Origin of the sequence: Corynebacterium senegalense (assembly GCF_900411315.1) — a bacterium.
Taxonomy (GTDB): domain Bacteria; phylum Actinomycetota; class Actinomycetes; order Mycobacteriales; family Mycobacteriaceae; genus Corynebacterium; species Corynebacterium senegalense.
In genome coordinates, this window is the sequence record NZ_LS990887.1 from 1,352,194 (window position 1) to 1,366,700 (window position 14,507).

Consider the following 14,507-nt stretch of genomic DNA (forward strand, 5'->3'; position numbering starts at 1 on the left):
CTTATACTGTTTCAGTTATCAACCGCACGTGCAGCTGACAGCAAAGGGAAGGAGGTGCGGGTAGGTGGCTTTTCTGGACAGGTTGGCCAAGCTCGACAGTTCGATGCAGCGCGGCCTGGACAACAGCATGGCCGCGATCTTCGGCGGCAAGGTTGTGCCGGCCGAGATCGAGGAGCTGTTGAAGCAGGAGGCGCAGGACAGCCTCGTCATGTCCGACCAGGACGAGGTCGTCGCCCCGAACGTGTACGCGGTCGGGGTGTCGTCGAAGGACCTGGAGAATCTGTCGCAGACCCGCGACCTGCCCGCCCAGTTCGCTGACCAGCTGGCGCGCTACCTGCGGAACCAGGGCTGGTACCTCGACGGGCCCGTCGTCGTGCGCGTCGCCGAGGAGTCCGGTCTGCGGACCGGGCAGCTGCGGGCGTCGTCGTACGTCGATTCGGCACCCGATGTTTCCAGCGGTTTCGACGCGATTTTTGCGGAACCAACGACACACAATGAGATCGCGGGCCGCCACGGCCGCGACCAGGAGGATGACATGTCCGAGCCCAACAACGTCAGCGAGCCGACCGTGAGCCTGCTTCTGCAGGACGGCTCCTCGCGGACGTACCTCGTGCGCGAGGGTTCCAACATCCTCGGCCGCTCCAACGACGCCGACTTCCGCCTGCCGGATACGGGCGTGTCCCGCCAGCACGCGGAGATCACGTGGGACGGCGAGTCCGCGGTCCTGGTGGACCTGGAGTCGACGAACGGCACGACCGTGAACGACGAGCCCATCGAGAACTGGCTGCTCGCCGACGGCGACGTGATCACCGTGGGCCACTCCCACATCGAGGTGCGGATCGTCGAACCGCGCGCCGACCGGGGGCTGACCTCCGACGCCGGCCGCAACCCGGACGACGTCGCACACCCCCAAACCGAGTTCTTCCGGGGCCAAAGCCCGGATGAACGCAACCTCTAAGGAGCCGCATGGATTCCGCGATCATCCTCGGGGCACGTTTCGGGCTGCTCATCCTCCTGTGGCTGTTCATCCTGCTCGTCATGTGGGGGCTGCGGCGAGATGTGGTGGCGGCGTCGGGGGTGCGTCGTCAAGCGGCTGCCTCCGCCCCGGTCAAGCGCGAGAAGGCGCGCCAGATCGTCGTGGCCGAGGGCCCGCTGAAGGGCTCCCACATGGAGATTTCCAGCGTGGAAGACGTCACCCTGGGCCGCGCCGAGGGCAACGACTTCGTCCTCGGCGACGACTACGCCTCCTCGCGCCACGCCCGCCTGTTCCGCCGCGGCAGCGAGTGGTTCGTGGAGGACCTCGACTCGCGCAACGGCACCTTCGTGCAGGGCACCCGCATTGACCAGCCGGAACGCGTCTCTGTGGGCACGGACATCAAGATGGGGCGCACGATTGTGAGGCTGATGCCATGACTTCCGGGACCCTCAAACTGAACTTCATCGCCGCCTCCGACCGCGGTCTCGTGCGCGGCAACAACGAGGACTCGGCCTACGCGGGCCCCAACCTCCTCCTGCTTGCCGACGGCATGGGCGGCCACGCCGCCGGGGAGGTCGCCTCCCAGCTCATGGTCGAGCACATGGAGCACCTCGACCGCGACCCGGGCGACGCCGACGTCCTCGCCCTGCTCGGCGCGGCCGCCGACGACGCGAACGCGTCCATCGAGCGCTCCGTGCGCGAGAACCCGGAGCAGGAGGGCATGGGCACGACCCTGACCGCCCTCATGTTCAACGGCTCCGAGGTGGGCCTCATCCACGTCGGCGACTCGCGGGGCTACCTGCTTCGCGACGGCTCACTGGCGCAGATCACCGAGGACGACACGTTCGTGCAGTCCCTCGTCAACGAGGGCAGGCTCGACCCCGCGGACGTCTCCTCGCACCCGCAGAAGTCGCTGATCCTCAAGGCCTACACCGGCCGCCCCGTCGACCCGCACCTGGAGATGATCCCGGTGCGCGCCGGCGACCGCTTCCTGCTGTGTTCCGACGGCCTGTCCGACCCGGTCACGGCCTCCACCATCGAGGAGACGCTGCGCCGCGGCACCCCCGAGACGGCCGCGCACCGGCTCATCGAGCTGGCGCTGCGCTCCGGCGGGCCGGACAACATCACGGTGGTCGTGGCCGACGTCGTGGACAGCGCCTCCCCCGACGCGCCCCGGCTGCCCACCGCCCCCGCGAGCGCGGGGGCGCTGCTGCCGGACCACGAGCCGACGCACCCCGACTCCGCCGCGAGCCGGGCGGCCGCCCTCATGCGCGCCGCCGACGCCCCGGCGCCGACGGTGCACACCTCCACCCTCAAGGGCGGGCGCGGGCCGGAGACCCCGGGTACCGCGCAGGAGACGGGTGCCGAGGAAGAAGAGGAGTCTCACCGGCGCCGCACCGTCTGGCCGTGGGTCGTGGGCCTGCTCGTGCTCGCCATCGCGGGCGTGGGGGGCTTCGCCTGGCTGAACAGCCGCGTCGAGGACACCTACTTCGTCGCCGCCAACGGCGACAAGCAGGTGGCCATCCAGCAGCAGCCGGGCTCGCTGCTGGGCAACACGGAGCGCTCCGACTACCAGCTCGCCTGCATCAACGACAAGAACGAGCTGCGCATCACCGGCACGACCGACCTGCCCGACGACTGCAAGGTCTTCACCACCGACGACCTGCCGCCCTCGCAGCAGGACGCGATGCGCGACTTCAGCGGCGGCACCTACGAGGAGGCCGTCGCGCTGATGAACAGGCTTGCCGACGAGGCGCTGCCGGTGTGCGTCGATAAGCCTGCCGAAGGCAACGGCAACAACAGCGACTGCAGGACGGTGAAGTGACATGTCGCGAATCTTCTCCCGCACACGCGAGCTGGGGCTGCTCATCTGCGCCGCCCTGCTGCTCCTCCTCATGCTCTTCGGACTCGAGATGTCGCAGGGCCGCGCCCTGTCCACCGAGATGCTCTACCTGGTCGGCGGGTTCATCGGCGTCTACGCCATTGCGCACCTGGCCATCTGCCTCACCGCGCCGCACTCCGACCAGGTGCTGTTGCCCGTCGCGGCGACGCTCAACGCGATCGGCCTGGTGGTGATCTACCGGCTCGACCTAGCGGAGCGCCCGGGCTACGGGGCGCTGGCGGAGCGGCAGGTGCTGTGGTCTTTGGCCGGGGTGATCCTGCTCGTGCTCACCCTGGTGTTCGTGCGCGACCACAAGTCCCTGACGCGCTACTCCTACCTCCTGGGGCTGACCGGGCTCGTCCTGCTCGCGCTGCCGCTCGTGTGGCCGCAGCCGCCGGACTTCGCCGACGCCCGCATCTGGATCTGGCTCGGGCCGTTTTCCATCCAGCCGGGTGAGTTCTCCAAGATCCTGCTGCTCATCTTCTTCGCCCAGCTGCTGGCGCAGAAGCGCTCGCTGTTCACAGTGGCCGGCCGGCGCGTGCTCGGCATGAGCTTCCCCCGGCTGCGCGACCTCGCCCCGATCCTCGTGGTGTGGGCGATTGCCATCTGCATCATGGGCATCTCCAACGACTTCGGCCCGGCGCTGCTGCTCTTCGCCACCGTGCTGGGGATGGTGTACTTCGCCACCAGCCGCACCTCCTGGCTGGTCATCGGCCTCGGGCTCGTCGCCCTCGGCGGGTGGGCCGTCTACCAGGTCTCCGGCAAGATCCAGGAGCGCGTGAACAACTTCATCGACCCGCTCGCCCACTACGACAGCACCGGCTACCAGCCCTCCCAGGCCCTGTTCGGCCTGAGCTGGGGCGGGGTCACCGGCACCGGGCTCGGCTACGGCCACCCGGACATGGTGCCCGTCGCGCACTCCGACTACATCCTCGCCGCCGTCGGCGAGGAGCTCGGCTTCGCCGGCCTGGCCGCGGTGCTCATGCTCTTCGCCGTTTTCACCACCCGTGGCTTCCACGCGGCGCTGCAGGTGCGCGACTCCTACGGCAAGCTTCTGGCCGCCGGGCTGGCCACCACCATCGTCATCCAGATCTTCGTCGTCGCCGGCGGCATCTCCGCGCTGCTGCCGATGACCGGCCTGACCACCCCCTTCATGTCCGCCGGCGGCTCCGCCATCATGGCGAACTACATCCTCGTCGGCCTCCTCCTGCGCATCTCCAACGGGGCGAACCGCCCGGCCGGGGAGGACGCCGCCGCGGGCGCCTACGAGCTGGCGGAGGTTTCACGATGAACAAAGCAATCCGCCTCGGGGCCGTCGTCTCGCTCCTGCTCACCGCCGTCCTGCTGATCAACTTCACCGTGATCCAGGGCTTCCGCGAAGAGCTCTACGCGCAGAACCCGCACAACGCGCGTACCTTCGTCGAGCTCAAGCAGATCAACCGCGGCAACATCAACGCCGGCGGGCAGGTCCTGGCGCAGTCCTACAAGGACGGCAACGACTTCTTCCAGCGCGCCTACCCCAACATGCCCTACTCCTTCGCCCCGGTCGTCGGCTACGTCTCCGACCAGTACGGCACCGCCGGGCTCGAGTCCGGGTACAACGCCGAGCTGACCGGCGAGGGAGGCCTGGGCAACAACCGCTTCACCCGGACAGGCAACGAGCAGGCCACCCCGGGCAACAGCGTCGAGCTGACGCTCGATCCGAACCTGCAGGCCCTCGCCTACGACCAGCTGGACAGCCGGGGCTACAACGGCGCGGTGGTGGCGATGCGGCCGTCGACAGGCGAGGTGCTCGCCATGGCCTCCACCCCGTCCTTCGACCCCAACGCCGTGGTCAACCCCGACACGGCGGAGGCGACGTGGCAGCAGCTCAACGACGACCCCGGCAATCCCCTCCTCAACCACGCCACGCAGGAGCAGCTGCCGCCCGGCTCGATCTTCAAGATCATCACCACGGCCGCGGCCCTGCGCAGCGGGTTCACCCCCGACTCCCCCGTCACCGGCCAGTCGGAGATCCAGCTGCCCGGCACCAACGTCTCCCTGACCAACTACGGCGGGCAGACCTGCGGCGGCGGCGGGACCGTCACCCTGCGCACCGCCTTCGCCCTGTCCTGCAACACCGCCTTCGTGCAGACCGCCCTGGACATGGGCGCCGACCCCCTGCGCAAGGCCGCTGCGGACTTCGGCGTGGGCGAGCAGTACGACCTCGGCCTGCCCACCGCCGCAGGCTCCCTCGGCGACATCCCCGGCGCGGCCGAGCTGGGCCAGTCGGCCATCGGCCAGCGCGACGTCACCATGACCGCCCTGCAGGCCGCCGTGATGGCCTCCACCGTGGCCAACGAGGGCCGCCGCATGAGCCCCTACGTGGTCTCCCGCGTCGTGCGCCCCGACCTCACCACGATCCGCGAGAATCGCCCGCGCGAGATCAACGAGGCGCTCACCACCGAGGAGGCGGCCACCATCCGCGACCTCATGTACGGCTCCGAGCGCTCCACCGCCGGCTACAACGGCAACTCCTACGCCTCCAAGACCGGCACCGCCGAGCACGGGGAGGGCGCCGCGCCGCACACCTGGTACGTCGCCTTCGACCCGGCGAAGGACGTCGCCGTGGCCGTGGTGGTCAAGGACGGCGGCAACCTCGGCGTCTCCGCCACCGGCGGCCAGGTGTCCGCGCCGATCGGACGAGCCATCCTGAACGCAGCCCCCGCAGGAGGAAACTAATGCACACCGACAACAGGGACGAACTCCAGAGACTCGTCGGCGACGACTACCGGCTGCAGTGGATCATCGGCCACGGCGGCATGTCGACGGTGTGGCTCGCCGACGACCGCGCGAACGACCGCGAGGTGGCCATCAAGGTGCTGCGCCCGGAGTTCTCGGCCAACGAGGAGTTCCTCACCCGCTTCCGCAACGAGGCGCTGGCCGCCGAGGGCATCAACTCCCCCAACGTGGTGGCCACCTACGACTACCGCGAGGTGGACACCGGCGCCGGCTACTCCATGTGCTTCATCGTCATGGAGTACATCCGCGGCGAGTCACTGGCCGACCTCATCGCCCGCGAGGGCAAGCTCGACGAGGCGCTGGCCCTCGACGTGCTCGAGCAGGCGGCCCACGGCCTCGCCGTCATCCACCGGATGGGGCTGGTGCACCGCGACATCAAGCCCGGCAACCTCATGATCACCCAGAACGGGCGGGTCAAGATCACCGACTTCGGCATCGCCAAGGCCGCCGCCGCCGTGCCCCTGACCCGCACGGGCATGGTCGTGGGCACCGCCCAGTACGTCTCCCCGGAGCAGGCCCAGGGCCTGCGCGTCTCCGCCGCCAGCGACGTCTACTCCCTCGGCGTCGTGGGCTACGAGATGCTCTCCGGGGCGCGCCCCTTCACCGGCGACTCCTCCGTCTCCGTCGCGCTCGCGCACGTGTCCAACGAGCCGCCCGCCTTATCGACGTCCGTCAGCGCGCCCGCCCGCGAGCTCATCGAGATCGCCCTGCGCAAGGACCCCGGCACCCGCTTCCGCGACGGCAACGAGATGCAGCTCGCCGTCGCCCAGGTGCGCAAGGGCCAGCGCCCCGCCCAGCCCGAGGGCGACGCCACCACCCGCGTCGCCGTGGAGCCCTCCGCCACCGCGTCCACCCAGATGCTCGCCTCCGTGGCGCAGCCCGCCACGGCGCGCCCCGCCTCCCCGCAGCAGCGCCGCCCCCAGGGGCACCTGCCCGAGCAGCAGCGCGCCGCCGCCCCGGTGGCGCCCGACCGGGAGGAGGACAAGCGCGGCGGGTTCGGCCTCGGCCTCGCCATCGCCGCGGTGATCCTGCTGGCAGGCGGCGCGCTCGTCTGGGCGCTCACGGCCGGCCCGCTCGGCGGCTCGGGCACGCGCAGCTCGACGAGCACGCCGACCATCGTCACCCAGACGCGGACCGTCGCCCCGAGCACGACGAGCAACCAGCCCTCACGTGAGACCACCACGGTGCGCAGCCGGGAGCGGGTCACCACCAGCGACAACGCCCCGGGGACCGTGAGCTTCGTCGAGGCCCCGGAGAGCGAACCGACGCAGCCGACGACGGCACCCAAGCCGTCGACAAGCGCGGCCCAGCCGGGCACCACCGAGCGCAGCACCCCCGCGCCGGCGACCCCAAACCCGGGGAACCCGGGGGGCGCGGGCGAGCGGCCGGACCTGGAGAGCCTCCTCAACCCCCAGAATGGCGGTAACTAATGACCATGATCGCGAACCGCTACACCCTCGGTGAGCTCATCGGCACCGGCGGGATGTCCGACGTCTACGCCGCCACCGACACCGCCCTCGGGCGCAACGTGGCCGTCAAGATGCTCAAGGTCGACATGGCCCGCGACGAGAACTTCCGCGAGCGCTTCCGCCGCGAGGCGCAGAACTCCGCGCGCCTCAACCACCCCAACATCGTCTCCGTCTACGATACGGGCGACGTCGCCCGGGAGGGCGTGGCCGTGCCCTACATCGTCATGGAGATCGTGCACGGGCGGAACCTGCGCGACATCGTCCGCCAGGAAGGCCCGCTCAGCCCGCGCGCCGCGGCCGAGCTGCTGCTGCCCGTCACCCGCGCCCTGCAGGCCAGCCACGACGCCGGCATCATTCACCGCGACATCAAGCCGGCCAACATCATGGTCACCAACACCGGCGCGGTGAAGGTGATGGACTTCGGCATCGCCCGGGCGCTCGACGACTCCACCTCCGCCATGACGCAGACCTCGGCGGTCATCGGCACCGCCCAGTACCTCTCCCCGGAGCAGGCGCGCGGCAAGGCCGCCGACGGGCGCAGCGACATCTACGCCCTCGGCTGCGTCATGTACGAGACGGTCACCGGCCGGCCGCCCTTCGAGGGCGAGTCCCCTTTCGCCGTGGCCTACCAGCACGTGCAGGAGGACCCGGAACCGCCGAGCACCCGGATCGAGGGCCTGGCCGAAAGCGAGGCCGTCAACCTCGACGCGGTGATCCTCACCGCCATGGCCAAGCACCCCGCCGACCGCTACCAGTCTGCCACCGAAATGGCCCACGACCTCGAGCTTCTCGAGCGCGGCGCGGTGACCTCCGCCGCCCGCAGCCACCTGTCCTACGGGGAGCCGGACTACTCCGACGCGACGATCATCTCCGGCTCCACCGTCGCCGCCCCGCCGGCCGAGGTTATGCCCGCCGGGGCCGCGCCCGCGAACGGCGACGGGAGCCGCTACGAGCAGCACCGCCGCGCCCACGAGAAGACCGGGGGCGCGGACTGGATGAAGTGGGTCGCGGCCCTCCTGGCGCTCATCCTCGTCGGCGCGGCCTCGCTGCTCGGCTACAACTACCTCACCAGCGACGACAAATCGGGCCCCTCCGTCACGGAGACGATGGTCGAGGTGCCGGACCTCAAGGGCAAGCTCCGCGACGAGGCGGTTGCCACCCTCGAGGGCCTGGGCCTGCAGGTGGCGGTCAGCGACACCCCGAGCCCGGACGTCCCGCGCGGCGAGGTGATGGGCACCAACCCGACGGCGGGCAGCCAGCTGCGCCCCGGCACGCTCGTCACGGTCACCGTGTCCTCGGGCCGCGAGCTTACCGACGTCCCCGACGTCACCGGGCTGACCCCGCAGGACGCCTCGGAGGTCCTCGCCGACGCGGACCTCGAGCTCAACACCGAGTTCCGCAACGAACCGAGCGACACCGTCCCGGAGGGCGCGATCATCTCGCAGAACCCTGCCGCCGGGGCGCAGCTGTCCAAGGGCTCCAAGGTCTCGGTGGTCGTCTCCACCGGCCGCGAGAAGGTCACCGTGCCCTCGATGGTGGGCATGACCGTCAACCAGGCGACCCAGCTGCTGGCGTCGATGGACCTCAAGGCCACCGTCACCCGCGTGGACTCGGAGAAGCCGGAGGGCGAGGTCATCGCCGCCGCCGGCGAGAACACCGAGGTGGACAAGGGCACGACCGTCGAGCTGCGCGTGTCCAACGGGATGCTGATGAAGATGATCGACATCGGCCGGATGTCGCCCTCGCAGGCCGACGCCGCGCTGCGCGAGGCCGGCTGGACCGGGCGGCTCGTCGCCGGACCCACCGTCCCCACGGGGGCGGCCGTGGACCAGGGGCTCATCGGACACCAGTCCGTGGCGGCCGGGGAGACGATCCGCAAGGACCAGGAAATCGGCTACAACCTGTGGAACTTCGATCCGCTCCAGCTTGTCCCGCGCCGGTAGCCCCGCCCGGGTGCTAAAATTGCTGCCCACAGCGTGCTTCACCCGGCACGCCCGCGGGCGGCCAGAACGCCCGCGCCATTTCGAATACTGCAACTGGCGTCCGGTGGCCCACCGTTTCGCCTGAAAGCGAAGGGTTTTGCAATGCCTAAGGCAAAAGTAACCAAGGACAGCCGGCCGATCTCGACGGCCTCCTCCGGCGCCTCGCGCACCCCGGTGAAGATCAACACCGGGGGAACGCCCATGTGGTACAAGGTCATCATGTTCGGCCTGATGATCCTCGGCCTCGCCTGGCTGATCGTCTTCTACATCGCGGGCAGCCAGATCCCCTTCCTCGCCGAGCTCGGCCCGTGGAACTACCTGATCGGCTTCTCGGGCCTCATCGCCGGCCTCCTGATGACGATGGGCTGGCGCTAACACAGCGCGCTCAGTGGCGCTCCCCGGTACGCCGGGGGGCGCCCTTTTTGCTGCCCCGACGCCACCGCCACCGAGGCCGAGGGGTTGTTCTCATCCCTCCACACTTCCCCCTAGCACCCGCCCCGGCCACCGCGTCCGAGACACGCCGGGGCGGGTGCTGTTGATTTTCGGGAGCCCGAGTTATCCACAGACTGTGGAAGAACCTGTGGACGGAGCAGTTATCCCCACCTGTGGATAACTCTGTGCATTACTTCCCCACACCCGAACACCGAGGGGTGGTGAGCTGCACAAACGCTGGTGAGCGCGCTGTGGAGCGTTCGATTTCGCCACGGTGTTCTAGGAATTACAAAAATGTTTTTATCCAGACTGTGGGTAACTCTTGTGANCTTAGTATGTGTTGTTTTTTTAATATTTCTCAGCGGCAACGGGGGCTTGTAAATAGTAGCTCGTCGGCAGGGCAAGAGGTGGATAAGGGAGAGGGACCACCCCCACGGCCATGCCGCCCACGTGCCCCCACAGGCTGACGTTCGGCGCGAGCAGCGAGTACGCCAGGTTGAGGGCGAGCAGGGCGAAGGGGGCGCGGAGGTCCGTGTGGCGTCGGTAAGCGACGGCGATGAGCACCGCCATGAGCATGTAGAGCGCGCCCGAGGCCCCCGCCGTGGGCGTGTCGAAGTTCAGCGCCAACACCGTCGCCGAGGAACCGAGCAGGCCGGCGCCGTAGGCGAGGGCGTAGGCTCGGGTGCCCACGAAGCGCTCCACCTCGGTGCCGATGAGTGCGAGCATGAGCACGTTGACGAAGACGTGCGTGACGTCGAGGTGCAGGAAACCCGCGGTGACGGCGCGCGTCCAGCCCCACGGCTCCGACTCGACGAAGGGGCCGTACAGGACCATGGCGGTGCCGAGGCGCGAGTCCCACACCGCGTTCGTGATCGACCGCGCTTGCGCGGCTGCGGCCACGTAGTAGAGCAGGCACAGCGCGCAGATGGTGGCCGTGGCGGGTGCGCCGGAAAAAAGCTTCTTGATGTCCATATGAAAAGACCCCCGGCGCGGGGTGCGCGGGGGGCGGGTCGGTCGGTGGTTACTCGAAGTCCACGGATTCGATGACGACGTCCTCGACCGGGCGGTCCATGCGCCCGGTGCGGACCTGGGAGATCTCGGAGACGACCTTCTGGGAGGCCTCGTCGGTGACCTCGCCGAAGATGGTGTGGCGGTTGTTCAGCCACGGGGTGGCGTCCACCGTGATGAAGAACTGCGAGCCGTTCGTGCCCGGGCCGGCGTTGGCCATGGCCAGCAGGAACGGGCGGTCGAACTGGAGCTCCGGGTGGAACTCGTCGGCGAACTGGTAGCCCGGGCCGCCGGTGCCGGTGCCGGTCGGGTCGCCGCCCTGGATCATGAAGCCCGGGATGATGCGGTGGAAGATAGCGCCGTTGTAGAACGGGCCCTCGTTGCTGCCCGCAGCGTTCTTGGTGGAGTACTCGCCCTCGCCGGTGGCGAGGCCGACGAAGTTCTCCACCGTCTTCGGCGCGTGGTTGCCGAAGAGGTCGATGCGGATGTCGCCGTGGTTCGTGTGCAGGATTGCAGTTTGAGTCTTCAAAGTCATGGTGTCCAGAATACGCGTTCCGCTGGTGCGCGGTCGCAGGGTGCGCTACTCGACGGATCGCGTCCGCGTCCTGGGGTTTCGCCGGCGGGGTGCGCCATCGGTCGAGTGCGCCCCGCCGGCGGCGCCCTACAGGCCGGCGGCCACCTCGTCGCGCGCGGCGACCAGGTTGCGCAGGGAGGGCTCGACCTCGGCGTAGCCGCGGGTCTTCAGGCCACAGTCCGGGTTCACCCAGAGGCGCTCGGCGGGCACGTTGGCCAGCGCGGCGCGGATGAGCTCCACCATCTCCTCGGTCGAGGGCACGCGCGGGGAGTGGATGTCCCACACGCCGGGGCCGATCTCGGAGTGGAAGGTGGAGTCGATGTCCTCCAGCAGCTCCATGCGGGAACGGGCCGCCTCGATCGAGGTGACGTCGGCGTCGAGGCCGGCGACCGCGTCGATGATCTGGCCGAACTCGGAGTAGCAGAGGTGGGTGTGGATCTGGGTGCCCGGCTGCGCCTCCAGCGCCACGAGGCGGAAGGCGCGCACGGCCCAGTCGAGGTAGGCGGGGCGCTCGTCGGCGCGCAGCGGCAGCAGCTCGCGCAGGGCGGGCTCGTCGATCTGGATCACCTTGATGCCGGCGTTTTCGAGGTCACGGACCTCGTCCGCCAGGGCGAGGGCGATCTGGTCGGCGGAGACGGACAGCGGCACGTCGTCGCGCTTGAAGGACCAGGCCAGGATAGTCACGGGGCCGGTGAGCATGCCCTTGACCGGCTTGTCGGACAGGGACTGGGCGTACTTCGCCCACTCCACGGTCATCGGGGCCGGGCGGGAGACGTCGCCGACGACGATCGGCGGGCGGGTGCAGCGGGAGCCGTAGGACTGGACCCAGCCGTTTTCGGTGACGACGAAGCCGACGAGAAGCTCAGCAAAGTACTGCACCATGTCGTTGCGCTCGGCCTCGCCGTGCACGAGGACGTCGATGCCGATCTCCTCCTGCAGCTCGATGACGTTCTTGATCTCGGCCTTCAGCGCGTCGCGGTACTGCTCGTCGGTGAGCTCGCCGGCCTTGTGGTCGGCGCGGGCCTTGCGGATCTCCGGGGTCTGCGGGAAGGAGCCGATGGTGGTGGTGGCGAGCTTGGGCAGGCCGAGCTCCTCGTCCTGGATCTTCTTGCGCTCCGCGAACAGCGGGGCGCGCTGCACCTCGCCCGCGGGCAGCTTCTCGACGCGAGCGCTGACCTCCGCGGAGTGGATCGTCGCGGACTCCGCGCGGGTGCGCACCGCGCGGTCGGACTGCGCGAAGGCCGACACCGCCTCGTCCTCGCCGGCGACGAGGGCCCGGACCTCGGCGATCTTCTCATCGGCGAAGGACAGCCACGGGGCGACCTCGACGGGCAGGTTGCGCTCGGCGTTCAGGGTGTGCGGCACGTGCTGCAGGGACGTGGAGGTGGACACCGACACGGTACCGTTGTCGCGGCCCAGGCCGTTGAGCACCTCGGTGCGCTCGCGCAGGTTGGCGGCCCAGACGTTGCGGCCGTCGATGAGGCCGGCGACGAGGTGAACGCCCGCCGGGATCGCGGCGGCGACGCGGGAGGCGTAGTCGGCGTCGGTGTCGAGGGTCCAGGGGGCCAGGTCGACGTGGAGCGCCTCCGGGGCCAGCTCGCCGAGGACGGCAAGCGCCTCGCGGGCGGCGCCGTACGGGGTGGTCAGGTACACGTTCGGGCGGTCCTCGCGGGCCAGCAGCGTCGACCACGCCTCGCGCAGGCGCGCGGCGATCTCGGCGTCCGGGGTGGACAGGTCGGCGACGACGGCGGGCTCGGCGACCTGCACCCACTCCACGCCGGCGGCCTTCAGGGCGGAGAGGACCTGGGCGTAGGCGTCGACAAGCTTCTCGAGCAGCGACCACTCGGCGGGCTTGGACAGGGCAAGCAGGGTGACCGGGCCGACGAGGTACGGGCGGACGGTGTGGCCGGCCTCGCGGGCCTCCTCCACGATGCGCACGATGCGCTCCGGCGCCGGGGTGATGTCCTGGCCCGCGGAGACCTCGGGGACGAGGTAGTGGTAGTTGGTGTCGAACCACTTCGTCATCTCGAGCGGGACGCGGGTGTCCGTGCCGCGGGCGAGGGCGAACTCCTCGTCGAGGTCCGTGCCGCCCGGCACGAGGCCGACGGTCAGCGCCGTCTCGAGCACCTGGTCGTAATAGGCCACGTCGGCGGGGATGGCGTAGTCCTCCGTCAGGCCGAGGTCGCGCAGGTGGTTGTAGGTGTCGATGCGCAGCGCGCGGGCGGTCGAGCGGAAGGTCTCGGCGTCGATGCGCCCCGCCCAGTAGGACTCGAGAGCGCGCTTGAGCTCGCGGTTCGCGCCGATGCGCGGGTAGCCCTCGATCGTCGCTTTCGGGAAGGAAGTGGTCATGTCGTGTCCTTGAATGAGAAGTTCAGAAATGTGTGTTTACAAGGTCGCGTCCGGGCGCGGGATGCCCACCCGGTCCAACAGGTCGCGGGTGACCGCGATGTCGTTGTGGGTGTAGATGTGCAGCCCGCCCGCCCCGGCGTCGAGGATCGTGCGGGTCAGCTCCGCCGAGAGCTGCATGCCCACCTCGTATTCCTCCTCCGGGGAGGACGCCGCCGCGAGAGCCCCGGCGACGTGCTCGGGCACGGTGATCCCGGACAGCACGCCCATGCGCTCAACCCGCTTCAGGCTGGTCATAGGCATGATGCCCGGGATCAACGGGATGCGTACCCCGGCGAGGCGGGAGGTCTCCACGAAGTCCAGGTAGTCCCGGGCGTCGAAGAAGAGCTGCGTGATGGCGAAGTCGGCGCCGAGGCGCTGCTTGGCCAGCAGCACGTCGAGGTCCTCGTCGCGGTTGCGGGACTCGGCGTGGCCCGAGGGGTAGCAGGCCACCGACAGGGCCAGCTTGCCCGCGGCGAGCCGGAACGTCTCCTCCTCCTCCACCTCCTGGATGAGGTTGAGCAGGTCGGTGGCGTGCTGCAGGTAGCCCTCCGGCAGGCGCGACTCGCCGGGCGGGAGGTCGCCGCGCAGGGCGAGGAAGCCGCGCACCCCGGCGTCGAGAAGCGTGCGGATCCACACGGTGAGCTCCTCGCGGGTGCCCGCCGTGCAGGCGAGGTGGGCGATGGTGCGCAGGTCGGTCGTGCTGTCCAGCCGCGAGATGAGCGCGGCGGTGCCGGCGAGCCAGTCGGAGCGGCGCGAGGAGGTGACCGAGACGTAGTCAGGGTTGTAGGCGCTCAGCCCGGCGATGAGTTCGTCGAGCCGGGCGGCGTCGGCGCCGTGGCGCGGCGGGATGAGCTCGAAGCTCAGCGCCGTGCGGGCGCGCGGCTTGGGTGCCGGGGGTGTCTCGTCGGGGCGATCCAGCGGGGCCGAGGCCGAGACCAGCGGGGGCGCTGTGCAGACTCGGGAAGCCGGCGCGGAAAGCCGCGACGAAGGGGTGTTCCCACGCATGGTTAGGGGC

At 69.9% G+C, this 14,507-nt stretch carries 12 protein-coding genes; 8 read left to right on the top strand and 4 right to left on the bottom strand.

What is annotated here, in order from left to right; genetic code table 11:
• The first annotated feature begins 64 nt into the window (after positions 1 to 64).
• The 8 genes from DYZ02_RS06660 (at position 65) to crgA (ending at position 9,465) form a co-directional block, all read left to right on the top strand.
• Positions 65 to 958, top strand: a complete 894-nt coding sequence (locus DYZ02_RS06660; RefSeq protein ID WP_115685540.1) for an FHA domain-containing protein — start codon at positions 65 to 67, stop codon at positions 956 to 958.
• Positions 959 to 966: 8 nt separating this feature from the next.
• Positions 967 to 1,413 (top strand): FHA domain-containing protein FhaB/FipA, encoded by a 447-nt coding sequence (locus DYZ02_RS06665; protein WP_115685541.1) that lies wholly within the window; start codon positions 967 to 969, stop codon positions 1,411 to 1,413.
• Positions 1,410 to 2,801 carry a protein phosphatase 2C domain-containing protein gene (locus DYZ02_RS06670; RefSeq protein ID WP_115685542.1) on the top strand — a complete coding sequence of 464 codons (1,392 nt, stop codon included), beginning with the start codon at positions 1,410 to 1,412 and terminating at the stop codon, positions 2,799 to 2,801. The genes DYZ02_RS06665 and DYZ02_RS06670 overlap by 4 nt, the downstream gene beginning before the upstream one ends.
• Position 2,802: 1 nt before the next feature.
• Entirely contained in the window at positions 2,803 to 4,149 is a 1,347-nt protein-coding gene (locus tag DYZ02_RS06675) for an FtsW/RodA/SpoVE family cell cycle protein (RefSeq protein ID WP_115685543.1), read from the top strand.
• Entirely contained in the window at positions 4,146 to 5,579 is a 1,434-nt protein-coding gene (locus DYZ02_RS06680; RefSeq protein WP_115685544.1) for a penicillin-binding transpeptidase domain-containing protein, read from the top strand. The genes DYZ02_RS06675 and DYZ02_RS06680 overlap by 4 nt, the downstream gene beginning before the upstream one ends.
• The gene (locus DYZ02_RS06685) at positions 5,579 to 7,069 is read left to right on the top strand and encodes a protein kinase domain-containing protein (RefSeq protein ID WP_115685545.1); all 1,491 of its coding nucleotides are present in this window, start codon (positions 5,579 to 5,581) and stop codon (positions 7,067 to 7,069) included. Before DYZ02_RS06680 ends, DYZ02_RS06685 begins: the two co-directional genes overlap by 1 nt.
• Complete coding sequence (gene pknB / locus DYZ02_RS06690; protein WP_181896912.1) at positions 7,069 to 9,051, top strand: Stk1 family PASTA domain-containing Ser/Thr kinase; 1,983 nt, start codon at positions 7,069 to 7,071, stop codon at positions 9,049 to 9,051. Before DYZ02_RS06685 ends, pknB begins: the two co-directional genes overlap by 1 nt.
• Positions 9,052 to 9,192: 141 nt before the next feature.
• Positions 9,193 to 9,465 (top strand): cell division protein CrgA, encoded by a 273-nt coding sequence (gene crgA / locus DYZ02_RS06695; RefSeq protein WP_115685546.1) that lies wholly within the window; start codon positions 9,193 to 9,195, stop codon positions 9,463 to 9,465.
• A gap of 405 nt (positions 9,466 to 9,870) precedes the next feature.
• On the opposite strand, the gene DYZ02_RS06700 is transcribed toward crgA, so the two are convergent.
• The 4 genes from DYZ02_RS06700 to DYZ02_RS06715 form a co-directional block, all read right to left on the bottom strand.
• Complete coding sequence (locus tag DYZ02_RS06700; RefSeq protein ID WP_115685547.1) at positions 9,871 to 10,494, bottom strand: rhomboid family intramembrane serine protease; 624 nt, start codon at positions 10,492 to 10,494, stop codon at positions 9,871 to 9,873.
• A gap of 49 nt (positions 10,495 to 10,543) precedes the next feature.
• Complete coding sequence (locus tag DYZ02_RS06705; RefSeq protein WP_115685548.1) at positions 10,544 to 11,065, bottom strand: peptidylprolyl isomerase; 522 nt, start codon at positions 11,063 to 11,065, stop codon at positions 10,544 to 10,546.
• A 126-nt stretch (positions 11,066 to 11,191) separates the two neighbouring features.
• Complete coding sequence (gene metE, locus DYZ02_RS06710) at positions 11,192 to 13,453, bottom strand: 5-methyltetrahydropteroyltriglutamate--homocysteine S-methyltransferase (protein ID WP_115685549.1); 2,262 nt, start codon at positions 13,451 to 13,453, stop codon at positions 11,192 to 11,194.
• A 36-nt stretch (positions 13,454 to 13,489) separates the two neighbouring features.
• Entirely contained in the window at positions 13,490 to 14,497 is a 1,008-nt protein-coding gene (locus tag DYZ02_RS06715; protein WP_115685550.1) for a methylenetetrahydrofolate reductase, read from the bottom strand.
• Positions 14,498 to 14,507 lie beyond the last annotated feature (10 nt).

Excerpts from the sequence above, each read along its gene's own strand:
- pknB (WP_181896912.1), top strand. The coding sequence starts at position 7,069 with ATGACCATGATCGCGAACCGCTACACCCTCGGTGAGCTCATCGGCACC.
- DYZ02_RS06715 (WP_115685550.1), bottom strand. The coding sequence starts at position 14,497 with ATGCGTGGGAACACCCCTTCGTCGCGGCTTTCCGCGCCGGCTTCCCGA.
- DYZ02_RS06670 (WP_115685542.1), top strand. The coding sequence starts at position 1,410 with ATGACTTCCGGGACCCTCAAACTGAACTTCATCGCCGCCTCCGACCGC.
- DYZ02_RS06680 (WP_115685544.1), top strand. The coding sequence starts at position 4,146 with ATGAACAAAGCAATCCGCCTCGGGGCCGTCGTCTCGCTCCTGCTCACC.
- DYZ02_RS06700 (WP_115685547.1), bottom strand. The coding sequence starts at position 10,494 with ATGGACATCAAGAAGCTTTTTTCCGGCGCACCCGCCACGGCCACCATC.
- crgA (WP_115685546.1), top strand. The coding sequence starts at position 9,193 with ATGCCTAAGGCAAAAGTAACCAAGGACAGCCGGCCGATCTCGACGGCC.
- metE (WP_115685549.1), bottom strand. The coding sequence starts at position 13,453 with ATGACCACTTCCTTCCCGAAAGCGACGATCGAGGGCTACCCGCGCATC.
- DYZ02_RS06675 (WP_115685543.1), top strand. The coding sequence starts at position 2,803 with ATGTCGCGAATCTTCTCCCGCACACGCGAGCTGGGGCTGCTCATCTGC.
- DYZ02_RS06705 (WP_115685548.1), bottom strand. The coding sequence starts at position 11,065 with ATGACTTTGAAGACTCAAACTGCAATCCTGCACACGAACCACGGCGAC.
- DYZ02_RS06665 (WP_115685541.1), top strand. The coding sequence starts at position 967 with ATGGATTCCGCGATCATCCTCGGGGCACGTTTCGGGCTGCTCATCCTC.
- DYZ02_RS06685 (WP_115685545.1), top strand. The coding sequence starts at position 5,579 with ATGCACACCGACAACAGGGACGAACTCCAGAGACTCGTCGGCGACGAC.